Origin of the sequence: Nocardia sputorum, from assembly GCF_027924405.1 — a bacterium.
Taxonomy (GTDB): Bacteria; Actinomycetota; Actinomycetes; order Mycobacteriales; family Mycobacteriaceae; genus Nocardia; species Nocardia sputorum.
The window spans coordinates 6,587,710-6,611,301 of record NZ_AP026978.1 but is presented as its reverse complement, the minus strand read 5'-3'; the positions used below and the strand labels follow the sequence as shown (position 1 = coordinate 6,611,301).

The 23,592-nt window shown below is 69.9% G+C and carries 26 protein-coding genes; 14 read left to right on the top strand and 12 right to left on the bottom strand.

The window, feature by feature from the left end; genetic code table 11:
• Positions 1-34: 34 nt before the first annotated feature.
• From QMG86_RS29865 to QMG86_RS29850, 4 genes are read left to right on the top strand one after another with little or no spacing between them, the layout of a single operon-like run.
• A complete protein-coding gene (locus tag QMG86_RS29865) occupies positions 35-844 on the top strand; it encodes an SDR family NAD(P)-dependent oxidoreductase (RefSeq protein WP_281876135.1) in 810 nt (269 codons plus the stop codon).
• A 1-nt stretch (position 845) separates the two neighbouring features.
• On the top strand, positions 846-1,394 hold the full coding sequence (gene pyrE / locus QMG86_RS29860; protein WP_040870748.1) for an orotate phosphoribosyltransferase: 549 nt from the start codon (positions 846-848) through the stop codon (positions 1,392-1,394).
• A gap of 50 nt (positions 1,395-1,444) precedes the next feature.
• A complete protein-coding gene (locus tag QMG86_RS29855) occupies positions 1,445-2,503 on the top strand; it encodes a beta-ketoacyl-ACP synthase 3 (RefSeq protein ID WP_281876134.1) in 1,059 nt (352 codons plus the stop codon).
• 1 nt (position 2,504) lies between these two features.
• Positions 2,505-3,212: a lysoplasmalogenase family protein gene (locus QMG86_RS29850; protein WP_281876133.1), complete on the top strand. Its 708-nt coding sequence runs from the start codon at positions 2,505-2,507 to the stop codon at positions 3,210-3,212.
• Here QMG86_RS29850 and QMG86_RS29845 read toward each other — a convergent pair.
• From QMG86_RS29845 to QMG86_RS29830, 4 genes are all read right to left on the bottom strand, one after another.
• On the bottom strand, positions 3,196-3,642 hold the full coding sequence (locus QMG86_RS29845; protein WP_281876132.1) for a DUF3592 domain-containing protein: 447 nt from the start codon (positions 3,640-3,642) through the stop codon (positions 3,196-3,198). The genes QMG86_RS29850 and QMG86_RS29845 overlap by 17 nt on opposite strands.
• A 61-nt stretch (positions 3,643-3,703) precedes the next feature.
• Entirely contained in the window at positions 3,704-4,273 is a 570-nt protein-coding gene (locus QMG86_RS29840) for a Uma2 family endonuclease (RefSeq protein WP_281876131.1), read from the bottom strand.
• 63 nt (positions 4,274-4,336) lie between these two features.
• Positions 4,337-4,990 (bottom strand): LuxR C-terminal-related transcriptional regulator, encoded by a 654-nt coding sequence (locus QMG86_RS29835; protein WP_281876130.1) that lies wholly within the window; start codon positions 4,988-4,990, stop codon positions 4,337-4,339.
• Positions 4,987-6,357: a sensor histidine kinase gene (locus QMG86_RS29830; protein WP_281876129.1), complete on the bottom strand. Its 1,371-nt coding sequence runs from the start codon at positions 6,355-6,357 to the stop codon at positions 4,987-4,989. The genes QMG86_RS29835 and QMG86_RS29830 overlap by 4 nt, the downstream gene beginning before the upstream one ends.
• Positions 6,358-6,449: 92 nt before the next feature.
• Between QMG86_RS29830 and QMG86_RS29825 the strand changes: the two genes are divergently transcribed.
• From QMG86_RS29825 to QMG86_RS29815, 3 genes are all read left to right on the top strand, one after another.
• Positions 6,450-6,785 (top strand): DUF4190 domain-containing protein, encoded by a 336-nt coding sequence (locus QMG86_RS29825; RefSeq protein WP_159849448.1) that lies wholly within the window; start codon positions 6,450-6,452, stop codon positions 6,783-6,785.
• A gap of 43 nt (positions 6,786-6,828) precedes the next feature.
• Positions 6,829-7,515: a TrmH family RNA methyltransferase gene (locus QMG86_RS29820; RefSeq protein WP_281876126.1), complete on the top strand. Its 687-nt coding sequence runs from the start codon at positions 6,829-6,831 to the stop codon at positions 7,513-7,515.
• A gap of 271 nt (positions 7,516-7,786) precedes the next feature.
• Positions 7,787-8,872 (top strand): glycoside hydrolase family 76 protein, encoded by a 1,086-nt coding sequence (locus tag QMG86_RS29815; protein ID WP_281881190.1) that lies wholly within the window; start codon positions 7,787-7,789, stop codon positions 8,870-8,872.
• Positions 8,873-8,875: 3 nt separating this feature from the next.
• On the opposite strand, the gene QMG86_RS29810 is transcribed toward QMG86_RS29815, so the two are convergent.
• A complete protein-coding gene (locus tag QMG86_RS29810) occupies positions 8,876-9,574 on the bottom strand; it encodes a DedA family protein (RefSeq protein WP_281876125.1) in 699 nt (232 codons plus the stop codon).
• Between the two features lie 5 nt (positions 9,575-9,579).
• Positions 9,580-10,236 (bottom strand): DedA family protein, encoded by a 657-nt coding sequence (locus QMG86_RS29805; RefSeq protein ID WP_281881189.1) that lies wholly within the window; start codon positions 10,234-10,236, stop codon positions 9,580-9,582.
• A 300-nt stretch (positions 10,237-10,536) separates the two neighbouring features.
• Between QMG86_RS29805 and fbaA the strand changes: the two genes are divergently transcribed.
• Together fbaA and QMG86_RS29795 are read left to right on the top strand one after the other, a co-directional pair.
• On the top strand, positions 10,537-11,571 hold the full coding sequence (gene fbaA, locus QMG86_RS29800) for a class II fructose-bisphosphate aldolase (RefSeq protein ID WP_281876123.1): 1,035 nt from the start codon (positions 10,537-10,539) through the stop codon (positions 11,569-11,571).
• A 31-nt stretch (positions 11,572-11,602) separates the two neighbouring features.
• On the top strand, positions 11,603-12,721 hold the full coding sequence (locus tag QMG86_RS29795) for a BTAD domain-containing putative transcriptional regulator (RefSeq protein ID WP_281876122.1): 1,119 nt from the start codon (positions 11,603-11,605) through the stop codon (positions 12,719-12,721).
• Here the strand turns inward: QMG86_RS29795 and QMG86_RS29790 are convergent.
• Together QMG86_RS29790 and QMG86_RS33655 are read right to left on the bottom strand one after the other, a co-directional pair.
• Positions 12,718-13,044: an excalibur calcium-binding domain-containing protein gene (locus QMG86_RS29790; RefSeq protein ID WP_281876121.1), complete on the bottom strand. Its 327-nt coding sequence runs from the start codon at positions 13,042-13,044 to the stop codon at positions 12,718-12,720. The genes QMG86_RS29795 and QMG86_RS29790 overlap by 4 nt on opposite strands.
• Positions 13,045-13,087: 43 nt before the next feature.
• Positions 13,088-13,339: an excalibur calcium-binding domain-containing protein gene (locus tag QMG86_RS33655; RefSeq protein ID WP_350356355.1), complete on the bottom strand. Its 252-nt coding sequence runs from the start codon at positions 13,337-13,339 to the stop codon at positions 13,088-13,090.
• On the opposite strand from QMG86_RS33655, the gene QMG86_RS29785 reads away from it, so the two are divergent.
• Positions 13,265-14,731, top strand: coding sequence for a glycoside hydrolase family 183 protein (locus QMG86_RS29785; RefSeq protein ID WP_281876120.1), 1,467 nt, complete (start codon positions 13,265-13,267; stop codon positions 14,729-14,731). The two genes, QMG86_RS33655 and QMG86_RS29785, sit on opposite strands and share 75 nt — an antisense overlap.
• 10 nt (positions 14,732-14,741) lie before the next feature.
• On the opposite strand, the gene QMG86_RS29780 is transcribed toward QMG86_RS29785, so the two are convergent.
• A complete protein-coding gene (locus tag QMG86_RS29780; RefSeq protein ID WP_281876119.1) occupies positions 14,742-15,806 on the bottom strand; it encodes a fused (3R)-hydroxyacyl-ACP dehydratase subunits HadA/HadB in 1,065 nt (354 codons plus the stop codon).
• Positions 15,807-15,904: 98 nt separating this feature from the next.
• A complete protein-coding gene (locus tag QMG86_RS29775) occupies positions 15,905-17,149 on the bottom strand; it encodes an Rv0361 family membrane protein (RefSeq protein ID WP_281876118.1) in 1,245 nt (414 codons plus the stop codon).
• Positions 17,150-17,366: 217 nt separating this feature from the next.
• Here QMG86_RS29775 and QMG86_RS29770 point away from each other — a divergent pair, with 217 nt between their 5' ends.
• From QMG86_RS29770 to QMG86_RS29760, 3 genes are all read left to right on the top strand, one after another.
• Positions 17,367-18,425: a hypothetical protein gene (locus QMG86_RS29770; RefSeq protein ID WP_281876117.1), complete on the top strand. Its 1,059-nt coding sequence runs from the start codon at positions 17,367-17,369 to the stop codon at positions 18,423-18,425.
• Positions 18,426-18,585: 160 nt separating this feature from the next.
• The gene (locus tag QMG86_RS29765) at positions 18,586-19,029 is read left to right on the top strand and encodes a DUF3151 domain-containing protein (RefSeq protein ID WP_281876115.1); all 444 of its coding nucleotides are present in this window, start codon (positions 18,586-18,588) and stop codon (positions 19,027-19,029) included.
• 72 nt (positions 19,030-19,101) lie between these two features.
• Complete coding sequence (locus QMG86_RS29760; protein WP_281876114.1) at positions 19,102-20,238, top strand: FUSC family protein; 1,137 nt, start codon at positions 19,102-19,104, stop codon at positions 20,236-20,238.
• A 314-nt stretch (positions 20,239-20,552) separates the two neighbouring features.
• Here QMG86_RS29760 and QMG86_RS29755 read toward each other — a convergent pair whose 3' ends face one another.
• Both QMG86_RS29755 and QMG86_RS29750 read right to left on the bottom strand, forming a co-directional pair.
• Complete coding sequence (locus QMG86_RS29755; protein WP_281876113.1) at positions 20,553-21,329, bottom strand: site-2 protease family protein; 777 nt, start codon at positions 21,327-21,329, stop codon at positions 20,553-20,555.
• A complete protein-coding gene (locus tag QMG86_RS29750) occupies positions 21,326-21,985 on the bottom strand; it encodes a hypothetical protein (RefSeq protein ID WP_281876112.1) in 660 nt (219 codons plus the stop codon). Before QMG86_RS29750 ends, QMG86_RS29755 begins: the two co-directional genes overlap by 4 nt.
• 281 nt (positions 21,986-22,266) lie before the next feature.
• Between QMG86_RS29750 and QMG86_RS29745 the strand changes: the two genes are divergently transcribed.
• The gene (locus tag QMG86_RS29745; RefSeq protein ID WP_159849425.1) at positions 22,267-23,556 is read left to right on the top strand and encodes an adenylosuccinate synthase; all 1,290 of its coding nucleotides are present in this window, start codon (positions 22,267-22,269) and stop codon (positions 23,554-23,556) included.
• Positions 23,557-23,592: the final 36 nt, after the last annotated feature.

The window sequence follows — 23,592 nt, the reverse complement described above, 5'->3', positions numbered from 1 at the left end:
TCGGAACCGCGCGACTGCGACCGATCGCGCCGTCATGACCGAGCATCCGCATCCGAGGCTGCCCGGCACCGCCCGCCCGGTGGCCTTGGTCACCGGCCCGACCTCGGGCATCGGCCGCGGCTACGCGACGCGGCTGGCCTCGCTCGGCTACGACCTGGTGCTGGCCGCCCGGACCGAGCAGCGTCTGGTGGCCCTCGCGACGGACCTGGAGCACCGCTTCGGTACCCGCTCGCAGATACTCGTCGCCGATCTGGCCCGCGCCGAGGACCGCGAGCAGGTCGCGGCGCGGCTGGCCGACGGAGTCGAATTCCTGGTCAACAATGCCGGTTTCGCGCACTCCGGCGAGTTCTGGACGGTGCCGCCCGAGCAGTTGCAGGCGCAACTGGACGTCAACGTCACCTCGGTGGTGCGGCTCACCAGGGCCGCGCTGCCGCCGATGATCGCGGCGGCGAACGGCTGCGTCGTCAACGTGGCCAGCGTGGCCGGCCTGATCCCCGGACGCGGGTCGACGTATTCGGCGTCCAAGGCCTACGTCGTATCCTTCACGGAAGGGTTGGCAGGGGGACTGGCCGGAACCGGAGTCCGGGTCCAAGCCTTGTGCCCGGGATTCGTCCGCACGGAATTCCACCGGCGAGCCGGCATCGAGATGCCCTCGCTGCCCGAAGCGTTGTGGCTGAGCGTCGACCAAGTAGTCGCCGGCTCACTGCGCGATCTGGAGAAGGGCCGGGTGCTCAGCGTGCCCGGAATGCAGTACAAAGCGCTCACCACCCTCGCCGGAGCGATCCCGCGAACCCTGGGGGCCCGGCTCAATCGCGGGCTGTTCAACGCACGCGGAAGGACTTGACATGATCGACGTGATTACTAACGACAGGGACCGGTTGGCCGCGCTGGTCCGCGAGCTCGCGGTCGTGCACGGCCGGGTGACTTTGTCCTCGGGCAAGGAGGCCGACTACTACGTCGACCTGCGCCGCGCGACGCTGCACCACGGCGCGGGCCCGCTGATCGGCAAGCTGCTGCGCGAACTCGTCGCGGACTGGGATTTCGACGCCGTCGGCGGTCTCACCATGGGCGCCGACCCGGTCGCGCTGGCCGTGATGCACGCTCCCGGCCGCCCGATCGACGCGTTCGTGGTGCGCAAGGCGGCGAAGTCGCACGGCATGCAGCGCCAGATCGAGGGCCCGGACATCGTGGGTAAGCGGGTGCTGGTGGTCGAGGACACCACCACGACCGGCAATTCACCGTTGACCGCGGTGCGGGCACTGCGCGCGGCGGGCGCTACCGTGGTCGGCGTCGCCACCGTCGTCGACCGGGAAACCGGCGCTGACCAGGTGATCGCCGCGGAAGGTCTGGAGTACCGGTCGATCCTCGGCTTGAAGGATCTCGCCCTGGGATAGCCTGGGCGATGGTCTAAGTCTTCGAAGGTGAAGGGTCGTGTGAGTCACCAGTGGTGAGCATTGCAGTCAACAGGAGTCGCGAAAACGTTGCGATGCTCGGAATCGGCGCTTACCGACCCAAGCGCCTGGTCAGCAACGCCGAGGTCTGCGAAGTCCTCGATTCCACCGACGAGTGGATCTACGAACGCACCGGCGTCCGCAACCGGCGCTGGATCAGCGGTGACGAGACGCTCCGGTCGATCGCGGCGGCGGCGGGCGAGCGCGCGATCGTCAACAGCGGCGTCGACCGGTCGAAGATCGGCGCCGTGATCCTGGCCACCTCCAGCTGGCTGACCCTCACCCCGCACGGCGCGCCGCAGGTGGCCTACGACATCGGCATGAACGGCGTCCCCGCGTTCGACCTGACCTCCGGCTGCGGCGGCTTCGGATACGGCCTCGGCGTGGCCGCGGACATGATCCGGTCCGGCTCCGCCGAATATGTGCTGCTCATCGGCGCCGAGACGATGACCGTCGGGCTCGACCCCACCGACCGCGGCACCGCGATGATCTTCGGTGACGGCGCGGGTGCGGTGGTGGTCGGTCCGAGCGACGAGAACGGCATCTCGCCCACCGTGTGGGGCAGCGACGGTGAGAACGCCGCCGCGATCATGCAGGACATCGACTTCCTGGAGTACATGCACCGGGCCCAGTCCATGCAGGGGCTCGACCCGGCCGTCGATCCGGTCGGCCGGATGTCGCTGCGGATGGAAGGCCCCCGGGTCTTCCGCTGGGCCGCGGTGACGCTGCCGCGCGCGCTGTCCACCGCGCTCGAGGTGTCGGGCGTGGCCAAGGAGGACATCGAGGTCTTCGTCCCGCACCAGGCCAACGCCCGGATCAACGAGCTGATGAAGAAGAATCTCGGACTGGCCGACGAGGTCCCGATGGCCAACGACATCGAGAACACCGGCAACACCTCGGCCGCGTCCATTCCGCTGGCGATCGAGGAGATGCTGGTCACCGGCAAGGCGAAGGGCGGCCAGACGGCTTTGCTGCTCGGCTTCGGCGCGGGCCTGAGCTACGCGGGCCAGGTCGTCACGCTGCCCCCCGCCCCGGCCGAGCCGAGTTTCTAGCATGCGCCCGTTCCGAGCCGGGTTCCTCGCCGCGGCGGCGGTCACCGTCTACGGCGCCGTCACCGGACGGGAGAAGGCGCAGTGGCTCGCCAAGCCGCTGTTGATGCCGCTGCTCGCGGCCGACGTGGCGACCGAAGGCAAGCAGCTGCCGTCCACCGAGCGCACCGTGCTGATCGGGTCGCTCGGCGCGGCCACTGTCGGCGACATCCTGCTCATCGATCCGGACGACGACCGCAGGCTCATCGCGGGCGCGTCGTCGTTCGCGGTGATGCAGGCGGGATACGCCACGCTGTGGTGGCGGATGGGCGGCAGGCCCGCCGCAGGGGTGGCGGTACCGCGGGTGATCGCGTGGCTGGGCGCGGCAGGATTGCTGCGCAGGAAGGCGCCGACGGTGGCCGCACCGCTGACGGCCTACGGCGTCACCTTGGGTGCCGCCGCCGTGCTGGCGTCCGACCCGGCGCTGGCGCCGAGCGCGAAAAATATTGCGGGACTGAATATTCCGAGTGTCGATCCGCGCAGCCGCCTCGGCCTCGGGGCGCTGCTGTTCACCGTGTCGGACGGGCTGATCGTGCTGCGGCGGTTGTTCGCGCGCGGTCGGCGGGCCCGCCGGGTGACCGAAGGCGTGATCCTGGCGACCTACGCGGCCGCGCAGTACCTGCTCGCCGATCCGAACGCGCACGTTCAGCCGCTGATCACAGCACCAGAATGATGCGGTCCCGGTTCGCCGGGTCGACGCGGATCGAAAGGATCTCGCCGACCGCGAGCCGGGGTTTGTCGGCCGGGGTGGCGTCGAAAACCACTGTGCCCCGGTAACTCTCGGATCCGGGGACGGTCAGTTCGAGATCGAGTTCGGTCAGTTCGGTGTGATGGTCGGTGCGTTGCAGCGGGTGCACGCCCTCGACCGTCGCCCACCCCTCCAAGCCGTGCCGCCACAACTGGCGATCCGCCTTGGACGGCCGCGCGGCCAGCATCATCCCGATGCCGAGGCATGAGCCGAACAACCCGACCAACGCCACGATCTGATACGGCACGGTCCCCGGCGGCGTCCGCTGCACCACCCACCCCAGCCACAGCGCCAGCAGGATCAGATACCCGGCGGTCACCCCGAGCACCGTGCGCAGAATCCGCTCGTGATCCATACCAGCCTCCACCCCGAGTGCCAGACCTCCAGGATAGGCCCGAACCACTCGGTGGTAGGGGCTATCGGGCCGCTCGGCTGCTGGTCAGCGCGTCAGGATCGACGGTGATAGTGGTTTCGGCCAGTTCCAGGTTCACCGCACCGGACGTCTTCGCGGACAACTCGTAGCCGCCGTCGATCAACGTATAGGCGGTCAGGCTGAGCGGCTCGAGGTCGACGAGCCAGTAGTGCCCGATACCGGCCGCGGCGTACTCGAAGAACTTGGTCCGTCGATCGGTCCGGCGCGTGCCATCGGCGAGTATCTCGACCACGAGCAGCAAGTCGCGGGCGTTCCAGCGCGGTAGGTTCGCGTCGATATCCGCGCTCGGGCCCACGAGGACGTCCGGCACACGCACGGTCGGTGGCCGACCGTCGTCGACCACCACTTCCGACTGCATGAGCACGCTGTAGCCGGAGGGAAGCTGTGGCTCGATCTGCATGGAGAGGCGCAAGGCCGCCCGCTGGTGCCGCGACGGCGGCCGCGGCGACGCGATGAGAACACCTTCTGCCAATTCGTAGAAGCGACTGTTGTCCTCGGGTAGCGCGTTCCACTCCGCGAGCGTCAGAAGGTGATCCGGCCACCCGATGGTCACAGCGCCCCCTCCGTGTCGATCCACTGGGGAGTCTTGCACACGGCGTGCGGGGCGGGCGCGAATTCAGCCCCTGAGTCGTAATACCGCCAGCACACGGCGGTGGTGAGTGTCCGAGGGCGGCAGGTCGAGCTTGATGAAGATGTTGCCGATGTGCTTCTCCACCGCGCGTTCGGTCACGGTCAGGGTGGCGGCGATGGCGCTGTTGGACAGGCCTTGGGCCATCAGTTCGAGCACCTCGCGTTCGCGCGGGGTGAGGCGGGCCAGCGAATCCTGCTGACGCGAGGCGCCCATCAGTTGGCTCACCACCTCCGGGTCGAGCGCGGTGCCGCCGGTGGCCACGCGGTGCAGCGCGTCCACGAAGTCCCCGACATCGGCGACCCGGTCCTTGAGCAGGTAGCCGACGCCGCTCGCGCCCCCGGCCAGCAACTCGGTGGCGTAGCGCGTCTCGACCCACTGGGAGAACACCAGCACGCCGGTCATCGGATACTTGCGGCGCAATTCGATGGCGGCGAGCAGTCCTTCGTCGGTGTAGCTCGGGGGCATCCGCACGTCCACCACGGCGACATCCGGGTTGTGCGTGCCGACCACGTCGGCGAGGGTGGTCGCGTCGCCGACCATGGCGACCACCTCGTGGCCGCGTTCGGCGAGCAGCCCGGCCAGCCCGTCGCGCAGGATGGCGCTGTCCTCGGCGATCACGATGCGCAGACCGTCGCTCATCGCGACCCCGCCAAGGGCAGCGCGATGGTCACCACGGTCGGTCCGCCGGCCGGGCTCCGCACGGTCAGCGTCCCGTCCACGGTGCGGGCCCGCGCCGCCAGCCCGGACAATCCGCTGCCCGCGCCGATCGCGCCGTCCACCGGCGCCACCACGCCGCCGATCCCGTTGTCGCGCACCGTCACCGCGATGGTCCGTCCGTCGCCCGGCAGGACGGAGACCCACGCGCTGGTGGCCCGCGCGTGCCGCACCACGTTGGTCAGCAGCTCGGCCACCGAGAAGTACGCGATCGCCTCGACGGCCGGGCTCGGTCGCTCCGGCAGGTGCACCCGCAGCTCCACCGGCACCGAGCAGCGCGCCGTCAGCGTCTCCAGCGCCGGTTCGAGCCCCAATTCCAGTGCGGGCGGATGGATTCCGCGCACCAGTTCGCGCAGTTCGGTCAGCGCCTCCTTCGAGCTCGCGCGCGCGTCGGCGATGAGGTCGCTGGGGTCACCGCCCGCGGCGAGCCGGTCCTCGGCCCGGCCCAGCGCCATCGCGATGGTGACCAGCCTGGCCTGGGTGCCGTCGTGCAGATCGCGTTCCAGTCTGCGCAAGGTCGCCGCGGAGTCCTCGACCGCGGTCCGCCTGCTCTCCCGCAGTTCGGTCACCCGGCGGTCGCGATCGGTCGCACCGAGCAGGGCGATGGTGAGCAGCCCGTGCACCCAGCAGACGGCGCGCAGCAGCCAGGGCAACGCCAGGCAGCCGAGCAGACCCAGCAGCGCGAATCCGAGCACCTTCGGCCAGCTGTCGAGGTAGAAATCGCCGAACTGGACCATCGACGTGTGCTCGACGCCGTCCGCGTCGACGTTGGTCGGGTGGACCAGCGCCCACGGGATCGGGGAGAGTGCGGTGAACATGGTTATCGCCACCGCGACGAGCACGAAGTACCCCACCGCGACCCCGAGCACCGCCTGGGCGAGCAGGAACACCACCGCACGCCAGCTCGCCCGATCGGTGAACGCGCTCTTGAGGTAGCCGATCAGCCCGGGCGCGGGCACGAACGGCGGAGGCGGTGCGACGGCGACGCCGAGCAGGTCCTTGGCCAGCGCGCGGTAGATCCGGCCCCACACCCGTCCGCCGAGCAGCACCAGGGCCAGTAGCGGCAGGCCGATGACGGTGATCGCGATATACAGCCCGCCGCCGAAGCCGAAGAACAGATAGGTGACGGCCAGACAGCCGATCACGAAAACGGTCAGGACGTAGACGAGTTCCTTCCAGAACCGGGCGCGCACCGGCGCGAGCAGCACCGTGCGCAGCAGGTGTTCCTCCGATTCGGGTGCGTCAGGCGGCAGGTCGAGCACCAGGGCCGGTTCGGCGTGTGTCTTCGTCATGGGATCCATGGTGGTCGCGCTCGATTCGAGGTTCGATGGAGCTGTCCGCCGAAAATGTGGTGTAGTCCGCCACACCCACTACGATCCTGCTGATGAGCTACCCGCCGCAGCAGCCGCCGTACGGCTATCCAGCCTATGGGGCCTACGGACCGCCGGACCACCCGCAATCCACCACGATCCTGATCCTGGGCATCCTGAGCCTCGTGCTGTGCCAGTTCATCGGACCCTTCGCCTGGGTGATGGGCAAGCGGGCGCTCAACGAGATCGACGCGTCCGGCGGAACCATCGGCGGCCGGGGCAACGTCAACGCGGGCTACATCTGCGGCATCATCGCCACCGCCCTGATGGTCCTGAGTCTGGTGTTCCTGCTGTTGTTCCTGGTGCTCGGGCTGGTCGGTGCGTTCGCGGGGAGTTCGTCCAGCTACTGAGCCACCCGTCGCGGGCACGGCGGCCGGAATTAGCATCGTCGGCGTGAGTCACCCAGTGCCGGACGCGGCGGAGCAGGACCTACCCGGGCCGACGGAGTGGGGCGAGCACCCGAACGGCGTCGGTCCGTGGGCCGGCGAGCACGCCGGGCCGCCGCCGGACGATCCGCGCCTGGACCCGGAACTGCTGGCCCAGGGCGACCGCCGCAATGTGGTGGACGCCTACCGGTACTGGAGCCGCGAGGCCATCGTCGCCGACATCGACCGGCGCAGGCACCCGTTCCACATCGCGATCGAGAACTTCGGGCACGACGCGAACATCGGCACCGTGGTGCGCACGGCGAACGCTTTCGCCGCCGCGGCCGTGCACATCGTCGGGCGCAGGCGGTGGAATCGCCGCGGCGCCATGGTGACCGATCGTTACCAGCACATCCGGCACCATGCCGACATCGGCGAACTGCTGGCATTCAGCGAGGGCGCCGGGCTCACCGTGGTCGCCGTCGACAACGTGCCGGGCTCGATTCCGCTGGAGACGGTCACCCTGCCGCGCGCCTGCCTGCTGCTGTTCGGCCAGGAGGGGCCGGGCGTCACCGAGCACGCCAAGCAGGCCGCCGTGATGACGGTGTCGATCGCGCAGTTCGGTTCCACCCGCAGTATCAACGCGGGCGTGGCCGCGGGGATCGCCATGCACGCCTGGATCCGGCAACACGCCGATCTCACGCAGGCGTGGTGATCACCGGACCAGCTCTCCGCCCTGTGAGCTGGAGATCTTCCGGCCCGGGGGCGCACCGGCACGATTGCACATCGCTTTCGTAACAAATCGGGCGCATAAATCCGTTCTGGCCTGGCACCATTGACTCATGACCTCGCGGAGCGACGACATCGAGGTGCCGAGCGTGGAGCACGCCGAAAACGGCTCCGCGGCACCGCGTCCGCCGACCGGCCGGGCGCAGGCGGGCCGGGACGCCGTCGCGCGCCCGACGCTGTGGTCGGAACGGGCCGACATGGCCGAATCGGCGGTCGTCTCGCGGCACCTCCGCGCGCTGTGGGCGTTGCCGGGGACCGAACTCGGCGTGGTCGGCTGGCCCGCCACCAGGCGCGAGCGGGTCTTCGGCGCATGGCACTACTGGTGGCAGGCGCATCTCATCGAGTGCGCGACCGACGCCGCGAACCGGGCGCCGACGCCGGTGCGTCGCAGGCGGATCGCGGCGCTGGCGCGCTCGCACCGCATCCGCAACATCACCGGCTGGACCAATCGCTACTACGACGACATGGCGTGGCTGGCCATCGCGCTGGAACGCGCGGAGCGCACCCAGGGCGCCGATGTGCGCAGCGCGCTGGCCGCGCTGGAGAAGCAACTGCACGACGGCTGGCAGCCGCAGGTCGGCGGCGGCTTGCCGTGGCGCGTCGGCTCGGACTATTTCAACGCCCCCGCGAACGGTCCCGCCGCGATCGCGCTGCTACGCCTCGGGCGCGTCCAGCGCGCCGAGGAGATGGCCGACTGGTTGGACGCGACGCTGCGCGATCCGGAGACCGGGCTGATCCTGGACGGCATCCACCTGCCCTCCGGCGAGATCGAGCGTCCGGTGTTCACCTACTGCCAGGGTGTGGCGCTCGGCTTGGAGGCCGAGCTGGCCGTGCAGACCGGCGATCCGAAGCACACCGAGCGCGTGCACCGGCTGCTCGCGGCGATCGAGGAGCACATGACCACCGACGGCGTCGTCGCCGGGGGCGGTGGCGGCGATGGAGGACTGTTCAACGGCATCCTGGCCCGGTATCTGGCGCTGGTCGCGGTGATGCTGCCCGGCGAGGACCCCGAACAGGTCGCCGACCGCCGCGCGGCCGCCGCGATCGTCACCGCGTCCGCCACGGCGGCGTGGGGGAACCGGCTGCAGGTCGAGGGCGAGCCGCTGTTCGGGCACGACTGGAGCAAGCCGGCGCAGCTGCCCGGCGGCAGCGCGGGAGCCGGTTACTTCACTTCCGGCGGCTCGGTGACCTCTTCGAAGGTGCCGGGACGCGACCTGTCGGTGCAGTTGTCCGGCTGGCTGCTCATGGAGGCGGCCTACCAGGTCAGCGCCGCGGGGTTGTGAGGATCAGCCCTCCGGCTCGAGCACCGCGCCGGGAGTCGTCTCCAGCGCGAAGTCCTCGGCGGGCTGGGACATTTCCTGCCGGTAGTGCCGCACACCGAGCGCCGTCCCGACGATCAGGCCCACCACGAGCGTGCCGATCACGATCGGCATCAGCCATTCCACGCGCTGCAGGAAGTTGCCCGCGTAGTACCCGATGAGCAACAGCACCGGCGCCCACACGATCGCGCCGATGGTGCTGGCGACGGTGAACTTGCGATGCTCCATGCCCGCGGCGCCCGCGACCGTGGGGCACAGGGTGCGCACCCACGGGATCCACCGGGCGATCAGCACCGCGACGAATCCGTGCCGGTGCAGCAGCTCGGCGACGCGCTGCAAATTGCGGACGTTGATGTATCTGCCGTTCTTCCGGGCGACCAGGTGCCGCCCGGTCCGGCGTCCGATGACGTAGCCTGCCTGGTTGCCCGCGATGGCCGCGACCATCGCGCCCAGCGACAGCGCCCACACGTGCGCCTCGCCGGAGGCGTGCGACGCCATCACGATGCCCGCGGTGATGAGCATCGAGTCGCCGGGCAGGAACAGCCCGAGGATCACCGCGCACTCGAGGAAGACGAAGGTCAGCACCACCGTCCAGACGAGCGCCGGGCCCGCCGACAGCAGCGGATCGAAACTGCCCACGGCTAGGGGCGAGGATTCCGTCGTCACCGGCTTCAGCGGGTGGGCTCGCTGGTCGAGGCGGTCAGCTCGCCCTCGACCGCATCGTCCTCTGGCGCTTTCCGGTTCAGCAGCTTCTTCGCCACCGCGGTGATGCCGGGCAGGATCGACACGAAGACGATGAGCAGGAAGATCGCCTCGACGTGGTCCCGGATGAACGCGACGTTGCCCAGGAAATAGCCGAGCACCGTGACGCCGCCGCCCCACAGGAGGGCGCCGACGATGTCGAACGCGACGAACTTGCGGTAGTCCATCCTCGAGACACCGGCCAGTACCGGCATGAAGGTGCGCACGATCGGCACGAATCGGGCCAGGACGATCGTCTTCGGCCCGTGCTTCTCGAAGAATTCGTGGGTCTGCGTGACGTAATGCTTCTTGAAGAACCGGGTGTCCTCTTTGTGGAACAGCGCGGGACCGATCGCCCGTCCGATCCAATAGGCACACTGGTCGCCGGCGAACGCGACGAGGACGGTAGCGGGCACCAGCACCCAGATCGACACCGGCGGATTCGGCTGCGCGGCGAGCAGTCCGCCGGTGAACAGCAGCGAGTCGCCGGGCAGGATCGGGAACAACAGGCCGGTCTCGATGAAGACGATGACCAGGATGGCCGGCAGCACCGCGTTCTTCAGCCACGTCTCCGTGAGCAGGTGCATCGGATCGAGCAACTCGGTCAGCGCGAGGTTGCTCGTCACCGATTCTGTCGCTGCCTGCAGAATCACGTGGCCTCCTGTCCCGATACGGCTGGCCTGCATCGCTTGCCACCGCGTCGGAAGCTGCCAGCGCAAATTACCGGCCCCACAGTACCGGCTCCACCGGAGAATGCTCGTGCTGTGCGCAAAATTACCGGTGGGTCAACTCCGCGCACTCCCTCCCTGCATACCAGGCGAAACACCGCTGCCTTAGGGTGAAGGCTGACAAAATAGGTCTTTGCCGCACAACACGGAGGTCTTACTGTGCCCATCGCGACTCCGGAGGTCTACGCCGAGATGCTCGGTCGGGCCAAAGCCAATTCCTTCGCCTTCCCGGCCATCAACTGCACGTCGTCGGAGACGATCAACGCGGCCATCAAGGGCTTCGCGGACGCGGGCAGCGACGGCATCATCCAGTTCTCGACCGGCGGCGCGGAGTTCGGCTCCGGCCAGGGCGTGAAGGACATGGTCACCGGCGCGGTGGCGCTGGCCGAGTTCGCGCACGTGGTCGCGGCCAAGTACGACGTGACCATCGCGCTGCACACCGACCACTGCCCGAAGGACAAGCTGGACACCTTCGTGCGGCCGCTGCTGGCGATCTCCCAGGAGCGGGTCAACGCCGGCCAGAACCCGCTGTTCCAGTCGCACATGTGGGACGGCTCCGCGATTCCGATCGACGAGAACCTCGAGATCGCCAAGGAACTGCTGAAGGCCACGCACGCCGCGAACATCATTCTCGAGGTCGAGATCGGTGTCGTCGGTGGTGAGGAGGACGGTGTCGAGGCCGAGATCAACGAGAAGCTCTACACCTCGCCGGAGGACTTCGAGAAGACCATCGACGCGCTCGGCGCGGGCGAGAACGGCAAGTACCTGCTCGCGGCGACCTTCGGCAACGTGCACGGCGTGTACAAGCCGGGCAACGTCGTGCTCAAGCCCGAGGTGCTCGCCGAGGGCCAGCGCGTCGCGGCGGCCAAGCTCGGTCTCGGCGCCGACGCGCAGCCGTTCGACTTCGTCTTCCACGGCGGTTCCGGCTCGCTGAAGTCCGAGATCGAGGACTCGCTGCGCTTCGGCGTGGTGAAGATGAACGTCGACACCGACACCCAGTACGCGTTCACGCGGCCGGTCGCCGGGCACATGTTCGCCAACTACGACGGCGTGCTGAAGATCGACGGCGAAGTCGGCAACAAGAAGACCTACGACCCGCGCAGCTACCTGAAGAAGGCGGAGGCGTCGATGGCGGCGCGCGTGGTCGAGGCGTGCAACGACCTGCACTCCGCCGGACGCTCGATCAGCGCCTGACCCTGATACACCCGTCAGGGGCCGAGTGCACATGAGTCTGGATGTGCGCGTGCTCGGGCCCGTGCGACTGCTCGTCGGTGGTGAACCGGTGGCGGTCGGCGGGCCCAAACCGCGAGCTCTGCTCGCCGCGCTCACGGTGAATCGGCGGCGTGCGGTGTCCTCGGCCGCGCTCGCCGATCTGGTGTGGAACGAGGATCCACCCGACTCCTATGCCGCCAGCCTGCAGGTTTTCGTCTCGAATATTCGTAAGGCGCTGCGGAATTCCGGAGTGGACCCGGCGACGGTGCTGCGCACCGAATCGTCGGGCTATCGGTTGGAGATCGACGAGACCGCCTGCGATCTGGGTCGTTTCGAGGCGGCGCGGGAGGCGGGCGCCCGCGCGGCCGCGTCGGGCGATCACGCCGGGGCGGCGCAGCTGTTCGGCTCCGCGCTGCGCGAATGGAGCGGCCGGGCGCTGGCCGACCTGGCCGGTCTGCAGTTCGCCGACGGCTTCGCCACCGCGATGGACGAGGAGCGGCTGTTGGCCGCCTCGGCTCGGATCGACGCCGAGATCGCCTGTGGGCGGGCGTCTTCGGTGATCGGCGAGCTGGTCGCGATGACCAACGAGCACCCGCTGCGCGAACCGCTGTGGGGTCAGCTGATCACCGCCTTGTACCTGTCCGGACGTCAGGCGGACGCGCTGGAGGCGTGCCGGAAGGTGCGCGGGGTGCTCGCCGACGAACTCGGCATCGACCCGGGACCGGCACTGATCGACTTGGAGCAGCGCGTGCTGCGGCAGGAGCCGCTGAGCACGGTCGAACTCCGGCAGGTCGAACGGCTGGCCGCGGCGATGACCGAGACGGTCACCGAGGTGCCGCGCGCGGTGCGCAGCGGACAACTGCGGATGCCGGACGGTCGCGTGGTGGCGATCGCCCAGGGCGGCCTGCGCATCGGCCGGATGACCGACAACGACTTGGTCCTGGAGGACCCGCGGGCCAGCCGCTACCACGCGCACATCATGCCGAGCCGCGCCGGTCTGCTGATCAAGGACCTGCATTCGGCCAACGGCGTCTACGTCAACGACGAGGCGATCGACAGCGGCGCGCTGCTGGCCGACGGCGATCAGATCCGGATCGGCGGGACGATCCTGGTCTTCCAGGCGCTGCGCTAGTCGCAGGCGATTCCGTTGCCGTCGCGGTCCAGCTGCGCGTTGAAGCCGGGCTGCCCGCGGTACAGCGGCCCGGCGCCCTCCGCCCGCACCTGATCGCAATCGGTGTAGATCCTGGGCGATCGTTCGGTGGGTTCCTCGGGTCGCTCGGCGTCGCCCTTCGGGCCGGATCGATTGTGCGGGATCGGATGGTCTTCGTGCGGTCCGGCGATCGCGACGGCCGGAGCGGGCAGGGCGGACGCCGCCTGCGGCAGGAGCGCGCTCGCTCCGGCCGCCAGCAACGCCGCCCCGATCGCGGGCGCGGCGCGGAGAACTGAGTTGGTCACGCCTTCCATCCTGCTCCGGGATCCGCCGGTGCGCCGGTGCGATTCACTCGCAGGCGACGCCGTCATTGTCCCGGTCCAGATGCGGGGCGTAACCCGGCTGCCCGCGCAACAGCGTTTGGCGTGTCGGTCTGACGGTCTCCGAAAGTCGAACGCGGTAGGGTCGTTCCGCTGGTTCGTGTCCGCAAGGTTCGTGTCCGCGATGGATTCCGAGGGGTTTGCTATGGCGATGCGAATGTCGGCCGCCGTCGGTGCGTTGGTGATCGGCGCGGGAATGCTCGTCTACGCCGACGGGCACGCCGCGGCCGCGCCTGAAACCGCCGCGACTGTCCCGGGAGTGGGGCCGTGCGCGACCGACCCGGTGGCGACCCACGAGCCGCTGGTGCCGAAAACGCTGGAGGTGCCGATTCCCTATCCGGTGGTCACCGTGCTCCCGGCGAACGCGCCCGAACCCACCCCGACGCGCACGCGGATGGAGCTACCGCCGGACCCCTGCGTCAACCCCTGCCCGGATCTCACCGATCTGCCCGGCGCGCCACCGAGTCTCGCCACTCAGCTCGGAATCCCGGAAATCCTGCTGAATCCCAAGCCGTTCCACTTCGCGATACCCGGCCCCGGCCCGGACCCCGGCCAGGTGCCGCCGCCGCCCGCACCGGTGCGGCCACCGGTCGAACCCGCGGCGCAGTCACCGGCCCGGCCCGCGCCGCGGCTGGGCCCCGCCCGCGAGGTGGCGAAGCTGACCGGCGCGAACTCGGTGAACCGCACCGACAAACGGTGGCAGGTGGACGGCACCGACCTCGGCATCATGTGGGAGAGCGCACCGGGCGAGATCGCGACCGCGTTCGGTGACACCGTGGGGCGCGGCTTCCATCCGCCCGGTGGCATGGGGCTGGATTGGCGAAGCAACGTGCTGGCCTTCAGCACCGATCGCGATCTCGCCGACGGCGTGACCTTCGACCGGATGGTCACCGACGACCGTTGCCACGCCGCCGAGGTGCTCTCCAGCCGCAAGCTGGACAACGTCGAGGTCACCACCATTCCCACCTCGGGTTTCGCGCTCGGCGAGCGGCAGTATCTGAGCTACATGTCCATTCGGACCTGGAACAGCCTGCCCGGCACGTTCTTCACCAACTACGGCGGCATCGCCTACTCCGACGACCACGGCCAGACCTGGACGAAAGATCCGCACGCGCGCTGGGACAACATCTTCGGTCTGGCGAATTTCCAAGTCAGCGCGATGGTTCCGCACGGCGGCTACGTCTACATGTTCGGTACGCCCAACACCCGGCTCGGCGCGGTCGGTCTGGCCCGCGTGCCGGAGGACCAGCTGCTCAACACCACCGCCTACCAGTACTGGCGCGACGGCGTGTGGACTCCCGTCGGAGGATTCGGCTCCGCCACACCGATCGTGGACGGTCCCGCCGGTGAACTGTCCGTCCGCTACGACGTCGCCCGTGGCGTCTGGCAGATGAGCTATCTGGACACGACGAAGGCCGCCATCGTCGTCCGGGAATCGGACACACCGCAGGGGGTGTGGTCGGAGAGCACGCCGACGGTGTCGGCGTTGAGCTATCCGGAGCTGTACGGCGGGTTCATCCACCCGTGGTCGTCCGGGACGGACTTCTACTTCACCCTCTCGACCTGGAGCGACTACAACGTCTACCTGATGCACTCGGTGATCGGGGAGTGACCCGCGGACGCTAGCGCAGCCGGACCTCGGCCACCGCGCGGCCGAACAACTTCCGCCCTTCGGAGGTGCCGCCGAGCAGGATGGTCGCGGTGCGCGCGCTCGGGTCCAGCGACTTGACCCGCCCGGAGAATTCGACCGTGCTCGCCGTGTCGGCGGCGACCGGGACGAAGCCGGAGAACCGCACGCTGAACTTCTGGATGGCGGTCGGATCGCCCAGCCACGCGGTGAGGTAGCCACCGGCCAAGCCCATGGTCAGCATGCCGTGCGCGACCACCGTGGGCAGCCCGGCCAGCTGCGCGGCGTGGTCGCTGAAGTGGATCGGGTTGGCGTCCCCGGACACGCCCGCGTAGTTCGCCAGGTCGCCACGGGTCAGCCGGAAGGCGCCGTCGGGAAGCCGATCGCCGGGAGTGAGGTCGTCGAACGCGGGCGCGGTGTGCACGGTCGCCATCTCATGGGCGTCCGGCTCGACCAGCGGGCTGACGCCGAGTGGCACCAGCGCCTCGTTGTGCGCCAGGTCGGCGGCCGACGCGGGTTCCAGCGGGCGCCCGTGCATCATGATGTTGTCCACCACGTCGCTCAGGGAGGCGTCGGCCTCGGCGCCGCGGCGCGCGACGATCGTGGTCGACCCGACGATGGCGACCTCGCCGTGCTGGTTGCTCAGCGAGAAGCGCACCACGATGAAGTCGTTGTCCCCGAACTGGCGGATCGACTCGATGACTATCTCGCTGCGTATCCGGTCACCGGCCAGGATCGGCCGGTAGATCTCGAAGACCTGATCGGTTTGCAGGAATTGGGACAGGTCGTACTGGATGAGCACCGAGTCCAGCAGCGCCCTGGTCGCGGTCATCCCGATCACCGAGGCGAAGGTCGGCGGCGCGATGATCCCGGGATACCCGAGCGCGCGTGCGTCGGCCTCGCGCTGGTGTGCCGCGTGGTGGTTCTGGACCGCGCGGGCGAACTCCCGCACTTTCTCCCTGCCGACTTCGTAATGGTCCCGCACCCGGAATCGCTGTCCGGCCTGCGTCGCCGGAACGACATCGATATCCGGCCGCGCCATCGTCTGCTCCCTGCTCATGATCCGGGCCATGCTACTGCCGATCCGGACCATTGACCAGGTATGTGTGACGGGCGCGACCGGCATCGATGTTCATCGGCTATCGCGCGGCTGGGAGGTTACTGGGTGCTGCCGGGCGGGTCGCAGACCTTCCATCCGTCGTCGGTGCGCTGCAGGTCGAAGGTGCGTGCGGACCGCTTCGCCGGATCGGCGTCGGTGTAGACCGTGGCTTGCGCGATGGCGGTGTCCTCGGTGATGCGGATGGCGTCGATGCTGTCCACCACCGGGATGGTCTTGCGCTCCACCGACTGCTTGTGCACACCGGCGAACTGGTCGCTCGGGATGCCCTGGTAGAAGTCGTGCAGCGGACCGCACGTGGTGGACCGCAGGGCGTCCAGGTCGCCGGCCTTCAGCGCGTCGGTGTAGCTGGTGATCGCGCTGCGCACCTGCGCTTCGGGGGAGTCGTCGCCGGACATCGTGACGAGCGCCACGACCACCGCGACCAGTGCGAGCACCAGCGCGCCCGCCGCGCCCAGCACGAGCAGCCGTCGATCGGGTCGAGCCGGGCCGGTGGCGGACGCCCCGACGCCCGGTTGCGGGGCCGGAGGGATCCGCTGCGGCGGGGCGACGGGCCGGGTCTGCGGCGCGCGCGGACCTGCCATCGACTGCGCGGGCACCGTCTGCTGGACGTCCGCGGGCGACGGCGCGGTCGCCACCTGGCGCGGCCTGCCTTGGGGACGCGGCGGTGACGGGCGGGTCTCCTCGACTCCCGGTCCGTGTTGCGGCGGCGCGGAGGGGCCGTGCGGGCCGGGCTGCTTCGGACCGGTCGCCGGACGGGGCGTACTCGGCGGCTTGGTGATCGGAACCTGCCCCGCCGCGGGCGGGACCACACGATCGGTCCCCGGCCTGCCGCCGTCGGCGGGGCGCTGGACGGGGAGCGCGATGGTCTTGGCGTCGTCCCGGCTGACGATCGGCATCGCCATCGTCACGTCTTCCGAACCGGGCGGATTCTGCTGATCGCCGGATTCGCCGGTCTTCTCCGGCGCGGGAGCCGCCGGTCCGGCCGGGGGCTGAGGCTTGCGGATCACGACGGTCGCGGATTCACCGACCGGCGGGACAGCCGCGTTCCGCGACTCCGAGCCGGTGGGCTCCCCGGGTGCGGTGGCGTCACCTGACGCGCCCGGCGCCGCCTTCTTCGCGGCCGCCGGGCCCGCTTTGGTGCCGGACTCCGGCGCCGCCTTGCCCTGCCCGGGCGGAGTCGATTGCGGCGTAGCGTCTTTCGGAGCGGACCCGCTGGCAGGGGCCCCGCCCGGCGCGGATCCGCGCCCCGCACCGGACGGCATCTGATCCCGTTTGATCACCACGGTGCGCGCTTCGCCCGGCTGGTTCGGTGCGGAACCGGGCTTCGATGCGCCGGTCTCCGGCTGCGTCGGCGCGGATTTGCGGCCGATCTCGGCGGTCTCCGCGTCGGCGTTCGGGGCCCGGTTCGGTTCGGACGCGCCCGCGCCGGAACGCGACGCTTCGTCTGTCTTACCCGCCGGAGGGTTCGCCCGGCCGGGACCTGCCGGTCCGGAAGGCCCCGTGCCCTTGGCACCGGGCGCGCTCGTCGCGGCTGAACCGGCGGGCGGCGGCGTGGTGTTGCTGCCTTCGGATCGCGCGGCTTGGCGCTGGGCGGAAGCGGGAGCGTGCGGACTACCGGTGCCACCGGGCGCCGAGCTGGGTGCGTCGCCCGCGGGCTTCGGCGCAGAACTCGGCGACGGAGCCATCGCGCCGGGGCCGGAGGAGGGCGTGCCCCTGACGTTCGTGCTATCGGGCGCGACCGAACCAGCGGCGGTCCCGGCGGCCGGATGGTTGGCGGCAGGAGGCCCGCCTGCGGGGCTCCTGCGGTTGTCCGGGGTCGCGGGGTTCGCGCCGGGCTGCGTGGAGGTCGCGCTCTTCGCGGTGCCTGCCGGAGGGTTCGAGGGGGCAGGCCCGCCTGCGGGGCTTGTGCGGTTGTCCGGGGTCGCGGGGTTCGCGCCGGGCCGCGGCGAGGGTTGCGTGGAGGTCGCGCTCTTCGCGGTGCCTGCCGGAGGGTTCGCGGGGGCAGGCCGGGCCGCGGGGCTTGTGCGGTTGTCCGGGGTCGCGGGCTTCCCGCCGGACTGTGGCGCGGGCTGCGCGGAGCCGGCGCTCTTGGCGGTGCCTGCTGCCGGTGTGGAGGCGGGTGAGTTCGTCGTGCTCCCGGGGCCGTTCGCCGGTTTCGCACCCGCCGTATTCGCCGGTGCGCCGGTGTCTTCGGACGAGGCCGGACCGTTGCCCGAGTTGGCGGGCGCTGGTCTCGCACCTTCGGCTCGCGGAGCGGCGGGGGCCGGACCGCGTGTGCCCGCCTCCGCCTTCGGGCTCGCCGCCGACGCGTCCGCACCCGAGGCGGAATCGCCGGTACCCGAGGGCGCGGCATTCGGCCGCTGCGCTTTGGCGATGCGTTCGGTGGGCGCGGCAGACGCCGCCGGGCCGTCCTTGCCGGGGGCCGGGATGCGTTCCGTGGCAGCGCCGGGGCGTGCGTCGGCCCGGGCGGCGTCGGCCGGTTCGGCGCTGTCGGGCGCCGGATTCTTCTCGTCGTTCGGGTCGGACACGCACACCCCTCGTCAAAGCGGAACTGTTTGAACTCGACGGCCAGCCTAATGGTCGCCGCCCGGCGAAGTCCGGCATCAGTCCACGTCCATCGGAATGGACGCCGAGCCGCTCGTGCGACGGACGGCGGAGGGACGGAGCACGAGCGAAGCCGCCTGTCGGGCAAACCGTCGTGCGGTGCAGAATGAACCGCATGACCTCGTTCGGTGACCTGCTCGGCCCGCAGCCGGTACTGCTGCCCGAAATCTCCGACGCCGAGGACGCGCTCCTCGGCAACGTCGATCCGGTGCGGGTCGCGGCGGAGCACCCCGCCGCCTCGATCGCCTGGGCGTACCTCGCCGAGGCGGCGCTGACCCGCGGCGAAGCCCAGGACGAGGCGATCAACCACGACGTCCTCGCCGCGTACGCGTTCGCCCGCACCGGCTACCACCGCGGCCTCGACCTGCTGCGCCGCAACGGCTGGAAGGGCTTCGGTCCCGTGCCGTGGAGCCACGAGCCCAATCGCGGCTTCCTGCGCAGCGTCGGCGCGCTGGCCCGCGCCGCCAAGGCGATCGGCGAGACCGACGAGTACGCCCGCTGCCTCGACCTGCTGGAAGACTGCGACCCCCGGGCGGCCGCGGAGCTCGGCCTCGACTGAGTCGTAGTGATCGGTGCACCGCGTAGCGATTCGATGAGAGACGGCGTCCGGGTGAGGGGTGCGTTCGACCCGATGTCCCGGATCAGCGTGACCCGCGCGAACAGCATGGCGAGGTTGCGCACCTCGTGGGCGCGGCTGCGCCGCTCAGCGCTGCCGATCATCCAGTGTTCGGTCGGCGCCGCGCTGGCCTGGTTCCTCGCGCATCACGTCATCGGTCACGCGCTGCCGTTCTTCGCGCCGACGGCCGCCGTCGTGTCGATGGGCATCTCCTTCGGCGCGCGGCTGCGTCGCTCGGTGGAACTGGTGGTCGGGGTCGCGGTGGGCATCGGCATCGGCGATCTGTTCATCTCCCGCGCGGGCACCGGCGTGTGGCAGATCGCGCTGGTGGTCGCGGTCGCCATGGCCGCGGCGGTGTTCCTGGACGGCGGTTCGGTCATCACCGTGCAGGCGGCCGGTTCCGCCGTGCTGGTCGCGACGTTGCTGCCGCCCTCGGCGGGCGGCGGGCTCTCCCGCATGATCGACGCCTTGGTGGGTGGCCTGGTCGGCGTGGTCGTGGTCGCCGCGATTCCGCTCCATCCGGTGCGCAGGGCGCGGTCGCTGGCCGCGGACATTCTCGGCGTGATGGGGAAATCGATCACCGAGTGCGCCGACGGACTGCTCGAGCAGGATCCGGAGAAGCTGCACCACGCGCTCACCGCGATGCGCGCCACCCAGCCGCAGATCGACTCCTTGCGCGCCACGCTGGAGGGTGGCCGCGAGATCAGCCGGATCTCGCCGCTGTACTGGAACTCCCGTCCCCGCCTCGAACGCATCAGGGCGACGGCCGACCCACTGGACAACGCCATCCGCAACACCCGAGTCCTGTTGCGGCGCTCGCTGACTCTGGTGCGCGACGACGAGATCCTCGATCCCGGTTTGATCGACGAGGTGGAGCGGCTGGGCCAAGCCGTGGACGTGGTGCGCCGGATGATGCTGGCCGACCCGGGCGAGCAGCCCGACCAGGCCGAGGCGGCGCGCGTACTGCGCTCGGTCGCCAAGGGCGCGCGCCCGGAACTGGTAGCCGGAGCGGGGCTTTCGGCGCACGTCGTCTTCGCGCAGGTGCGTTCGACGCTGGTAGACCTGATGCAGGTGTGCGGGGTGCAACGTATCTCGGCGATTGCCCTGCTGCCGCCGACGGTCAAGAACCCCTACGTGCAGCCCCAGGTCTGAACCCGAACTACTCAGCGGTAATCGGACATTCGTGCCGGGCACGTGGTCCGCGCCCGGCGCGGTGCGCGGAAAGTTCGATCTTCGGGTAGTCCGCTACTCGCGTTCCGCGCGGTCTCCCGCCATAGCTTTGCCATGTGACCGCGAGTCGCGGGGTATCGCGGTCGACCGCTTCGCACGTGGACGAAAAGGACCCTCGGCCAAGGGGTGTGATGGCCGAGGGGAGGGCGGATCGGAAGCGGGCGAAGAAGCGGGGCCGTCCGGCGAACCCGGCCGGGCGGCCCCGCGCCATCCATGTCATCGGCCGCAGCCGCGGGTCAGGTCCAGAATCGAGTCAGATAGCCGCCGTAGCGCGACCAGCTCGACGGCACGCCGGACAGTTCGAACAGCGCGTACACCGCGTCGAAGAACACTTCGTTGATGGCGGGAGTGAACAGCAGCGCGAACAGGATCAGCATGCCGAACGGCTTGAACTGATCCAGCGAGCGTCTGGTCTGGTAGCTCAGGGACGGCTCGACGATGCCGTAGCCGTCCAGTCCCGGCAGCGGGATCAGGTTCAGCAGCGCCGCGGTGATCTGCAGGAAGGCAAGGAAGCTCACGCCGAACCAGAAGGCGGGATGAGCGCTGGAGCTGCCCAGGACACGAACGGTCACCAGAAGTAGCACCGCGCACAGCGCGTTCACGGCGGGCCCGGCGCCGCTGATGATCCGCTGCGTACGCGGCGCGACATTGTGCGTGTGCACGTAGACCGCCCCGCCCGGTAGGCCGATGCCGCCGAGCGCGATGAACACCATCGGCAACACGATCGACAGCAGGGGGTGGCTGTACTTCAGCGGGTTGAGCGTCAGGTAACCGCGCAACTCGACCTCGCGATCGCCCGCGCGCCACGCCGTGTAGGCGTGCGCGAACTCGTGCAGGCACAGCGACACCACCCAGCCCGCCACCACGAAGACGAACACCCCGGCCTTGGCCCTGGCCGAGTCCAGCGGTGCGTCCCAGGCCAGCGCGCCGCCCACCGCGGTCAGGGCGATCACGAGCAGGAACACCGGGCTCGGCCGCACCGCGCGCGACCTGCGATGGATCGGAACGCTCATCGCACGAGCAGCCACGGTTCGTGATGGCGGTAGAAGCTCGAGCGCGGCACCGGCCGATCGGCCTGGACGCCGTCCCGGGTGACGATCGCGCCGGGTGTGCCGAGCTGCGCCGCTCGTCCCTCCAGCCAGCGCCGCTTGCGGAAGCCTTTGCGCACGCTCGCCCGCACGCCGGGCGGTTCCAGGCACGGCGAGACGAGCATGGCCGTCACCTGCCCGGAGAACAGCAGGGTGTCGTCGACGTACGCCTCGCCATCCAGCTTCTCGCCGCCGACGCCGGTGATCACCGCGCGCCCCGCGAGCACCTTGCCGGTGTCGTCGCGCACCAGCGGCGTCTCCACGGCGCGGCCCTCGATCGCGCGCTTGGCGGCGGCGTTGCCGGTGCCGGTCTGGTAGGCGCGCGACGCGTAGGTCCGCTCGACCGGCACGTAGCCGATCTCCACGTGCAGGCGTTCGGTGCGCATCAGATGGGTGAGCACCGCGGCCAGCGCCACGTCCACACCCAGCACGATCAGCCGGGGCAGGCTGTCGGCGGCCAGCACGGGAAGCAGCTCGTCGATCACGGCGGGATCGGGGACGGCGGCCGTCTGGGTGGTCGGCAGTGCCGCGAGCGCGATGGGTACGGGTGCGCCGTCGCAGCGGAGAACATGGGTACTCAAGCTGCCGTACACCCTCCTCGGTTCGAGCCGACACCGTCGGGCCCCTCGCCATCGCGGCCGAACCCCGCTGCGGCTCGTCCGTGCACACCGGGCTGCCGCTCGGCGTGCCGTGCAACCATAGCCCTGCCCGGCCGCGACCACACGGTTGTCGAGCCTACGACGAGATCCGCTGCGATGCCGCTCCGGACGGGTCGGCTAGACTGTGCTTCCGGCCACCGCCTCAGTACGGCAGGTAGCTGCAACACACCAGTGTTGCCTGTCGAACCGTAGGAGACACGACCATGCCGGCAATCGTCCTGATCGGCGCCCAGTGGGGCGACGAGGGGAAGGGCAAAGCAACCGATCTGCTCGGCGGTCGGGTGAACTGGGTGGTCCGTTACCAAGGTGGCAACAACGCGGGTCACACCGTCGTGTTGCCCAACGGTGACAATTTCGCGTTGCACCTGATCCCCTCCGGCATCCTGACCCCCGGCGTGACGAACGTCATCGGCAACGGCGTCGTCGTGGATCCCGGCGTGCTGCTCGCCGAGCTGGCGGGGCTGGAGGAGCGCGGCGTCGACACCACCGGCCTGTTGCTCTCCGCCGACGCGCACCTGATCATGCCGTACCACGTGGCCATCGATAAGGTCACCGAGCGCTTCCTCGGCAACAAGAAGATCGGCACCACGGGCCGGGGCATCGGGCCGTGCTACCAGGACAAGGTCGCCCGCGTCGGCGTGCGCGTCGCGGACGTGCTGGACGAGAAGATCCTCACCCAGAAGGTCGAGGCGGCGCTGGAGTTCAAGAACCAGGTGCTGGTCAAGATCTACAACCGCCGCGCGCTGGACCCGCAGCAGGTGGTCGACGAGGTCCTCACCCAGGCCGACAGCTTCAAGCACCGGATCGCCGACACCCGGCTGAAGCTGAACCTGGCGCTCGAGCGCGGTGAGACGGTGCTGCTGGAGGGCTCGCAGGGCACGCTGCTGGACGTCGACCACGGCACCTATCCGTACGTCACGTCGTCGAACCCGACCTCGGGCGGCGCGGCGGTGGGCGCGGGCATCGGTCCGAACCGGATCAACACGGTGCTCGGCATCCTGAAGTGCTACACCACCCGGGTCGGCTCCGGCCCGTTCCCGACCGAGCTGTTCGACGAGTTCGGCGCCTACCTGGCCAAGACCGGCGGCGAGGTCGGCGTCACCACCGGGCGCGCCCGCCGCTGCGGCTGGTTCGACGCCGTGATCGCCCGCTACGCGACCCGGGTCAACGGCATCACCGACTACTTCCTCACCAAACTGGACGTTCTATCCAGTCTGGAGACGGTGCCGATCTGCGTCGCCTACGAGGTCGACGGCGAGCGGGTCGAGCAGATGCCGACCACACAAACCGAATTCCATCACGCGAAGCCCATTTTCGAGCAAATGCCCGGTTGGTGGGAAGACATCTCCGGCGCGCGCACCTTCGAGGAACTGCCCGCCAACGCGCAGGCGTACGTGTTGCGTTTGGAGGAGCTCTCCGGCGCCCGTATTTCCTGCATCGGCGTGGGTCCGGGGCGTGATCAGACCATCGTCCGGCACGACGTACTCGGCTAGAACCTGTTCGTATTCCGCGTGTGCCAGCGAAAATTC

Excerpts from the sequence above, each read along its gene's own strand:
- QMG86_RS29765 (WP_281876115.1), top strand. The coding sequence starts at position 18,586 with ATGACCTCGTTCGGTGACCTGCTCGGCCCGCAGCCGGTACTGCTGCCC.
- QMG86_RS29755 (WP_281876113.1), bottom strand. The coding sequence starts at position 21,329 with ATGAGCGTTCCGATCCATCGCAGGTCGCGCGCGGTGCGGCCGAGCCCG.
- QMG86_RS29865 (WP_281876135.1), top strand. The coding sequence starts at position 35 with ATGACCGAGCATCCGCATCCGAGGCTGCCCGGCACCGCCCGCCCGGTG.
- QMG86_RS29850 (WP_281876133.1), top strand. The coding sequence starts at position 2,505 with ATGCGCCCGTTCCGAGCCGGGTTCCTCGCCGCGGCGGCGGTCACCGTC.
- QMG86_RS29795 (WP_281876122.1), top strand. The coding sequence starts at position 11,603 with ATGAGTCTGGATGTGCGCGTGCTCGGGCCCGTGCGACTGCTCGTCGGT.
- QMG86_RS29845 (WP_281876132.1), bottom strand. The coding sequence starts at position 3,642 with ATGGATCACGAGCGGATTCTGCGCACGGTGCTCGGGGTGACCGCCGGG.
- QMG86_RS29830 (WP_281876129.1), bottom strand. The coding sequence starts at position 6,357 with ATGACGAAGACACACGCCGAACCGGCCCTGGTGCTCGACCTGCCGCCT.
- QMG86_RS29745 (WP_159849425.1), top strand. The coding sequence starts at position 22,267 with ATGCCGGCAATCGTCCTGATCGGCGCCCAGTGGGGCGACGAGGGGAAG.
- QMG86_RS29785 (WP_281876120.1), top strand. The coding sequence starts at position 13,265 with ATGGCGATGCGAATGTCGGCCGCCGTCGGTGCGTTGGTGATCGGCGCG.
- QMG86_RS29815 (WP_281881190.1), top strand. The coding sequence starts at position 7,787 with ATGGCCGAATCGGCGGTCGTCTCGCGGCACCTCCGCGCGCTGTGGGCG.
- QMG86_RS29805 (WP_281881189.1), bottom strand. The coding sequence starts at position 10,236 with ATGCACCTGCTCACGGAGACGTGGCTGAAGAACGCGGTGCTGCCGGCC.
- QMG86_RS29760 (WP_281876114.1), top strand. The coding sequence starts at position 19,102 with ATGTCCCGGATCAGCGTGACCCGCGCGAACAGCATGGCGAGGTTGCGC.
- pyrE (WP_040870748.1), top strand. The coding sequence starts at position 846 with ATGATCGACGTGATTACTAACGACAGGGACCGGTTGGCCGCGCTGGTC.
- QMG86_RS29835 (WP_281876130.1), bottom strand. The coding sequence starts at position 4,990 with ATGAGCGACGGTCTGCGCATCGTGATCGCCGAGGACAGCGCCATCCTG.
- QMG86_RS29825 (WP_159849448.1), top strand. The coding sequence starts at position 6,450 with ATGAGCTACCCGCCGCAGCAGCCGCCGTACGGCTATCCAGCCTATGGG.
- QMG86_RS29780 (WP_281876119.1), bottom strand. The coding sequence starts at position 15,806 with ATGAGCAGGGAGCAGACGATGGCGCGGCCGGATATCGATGTCGTTCCG.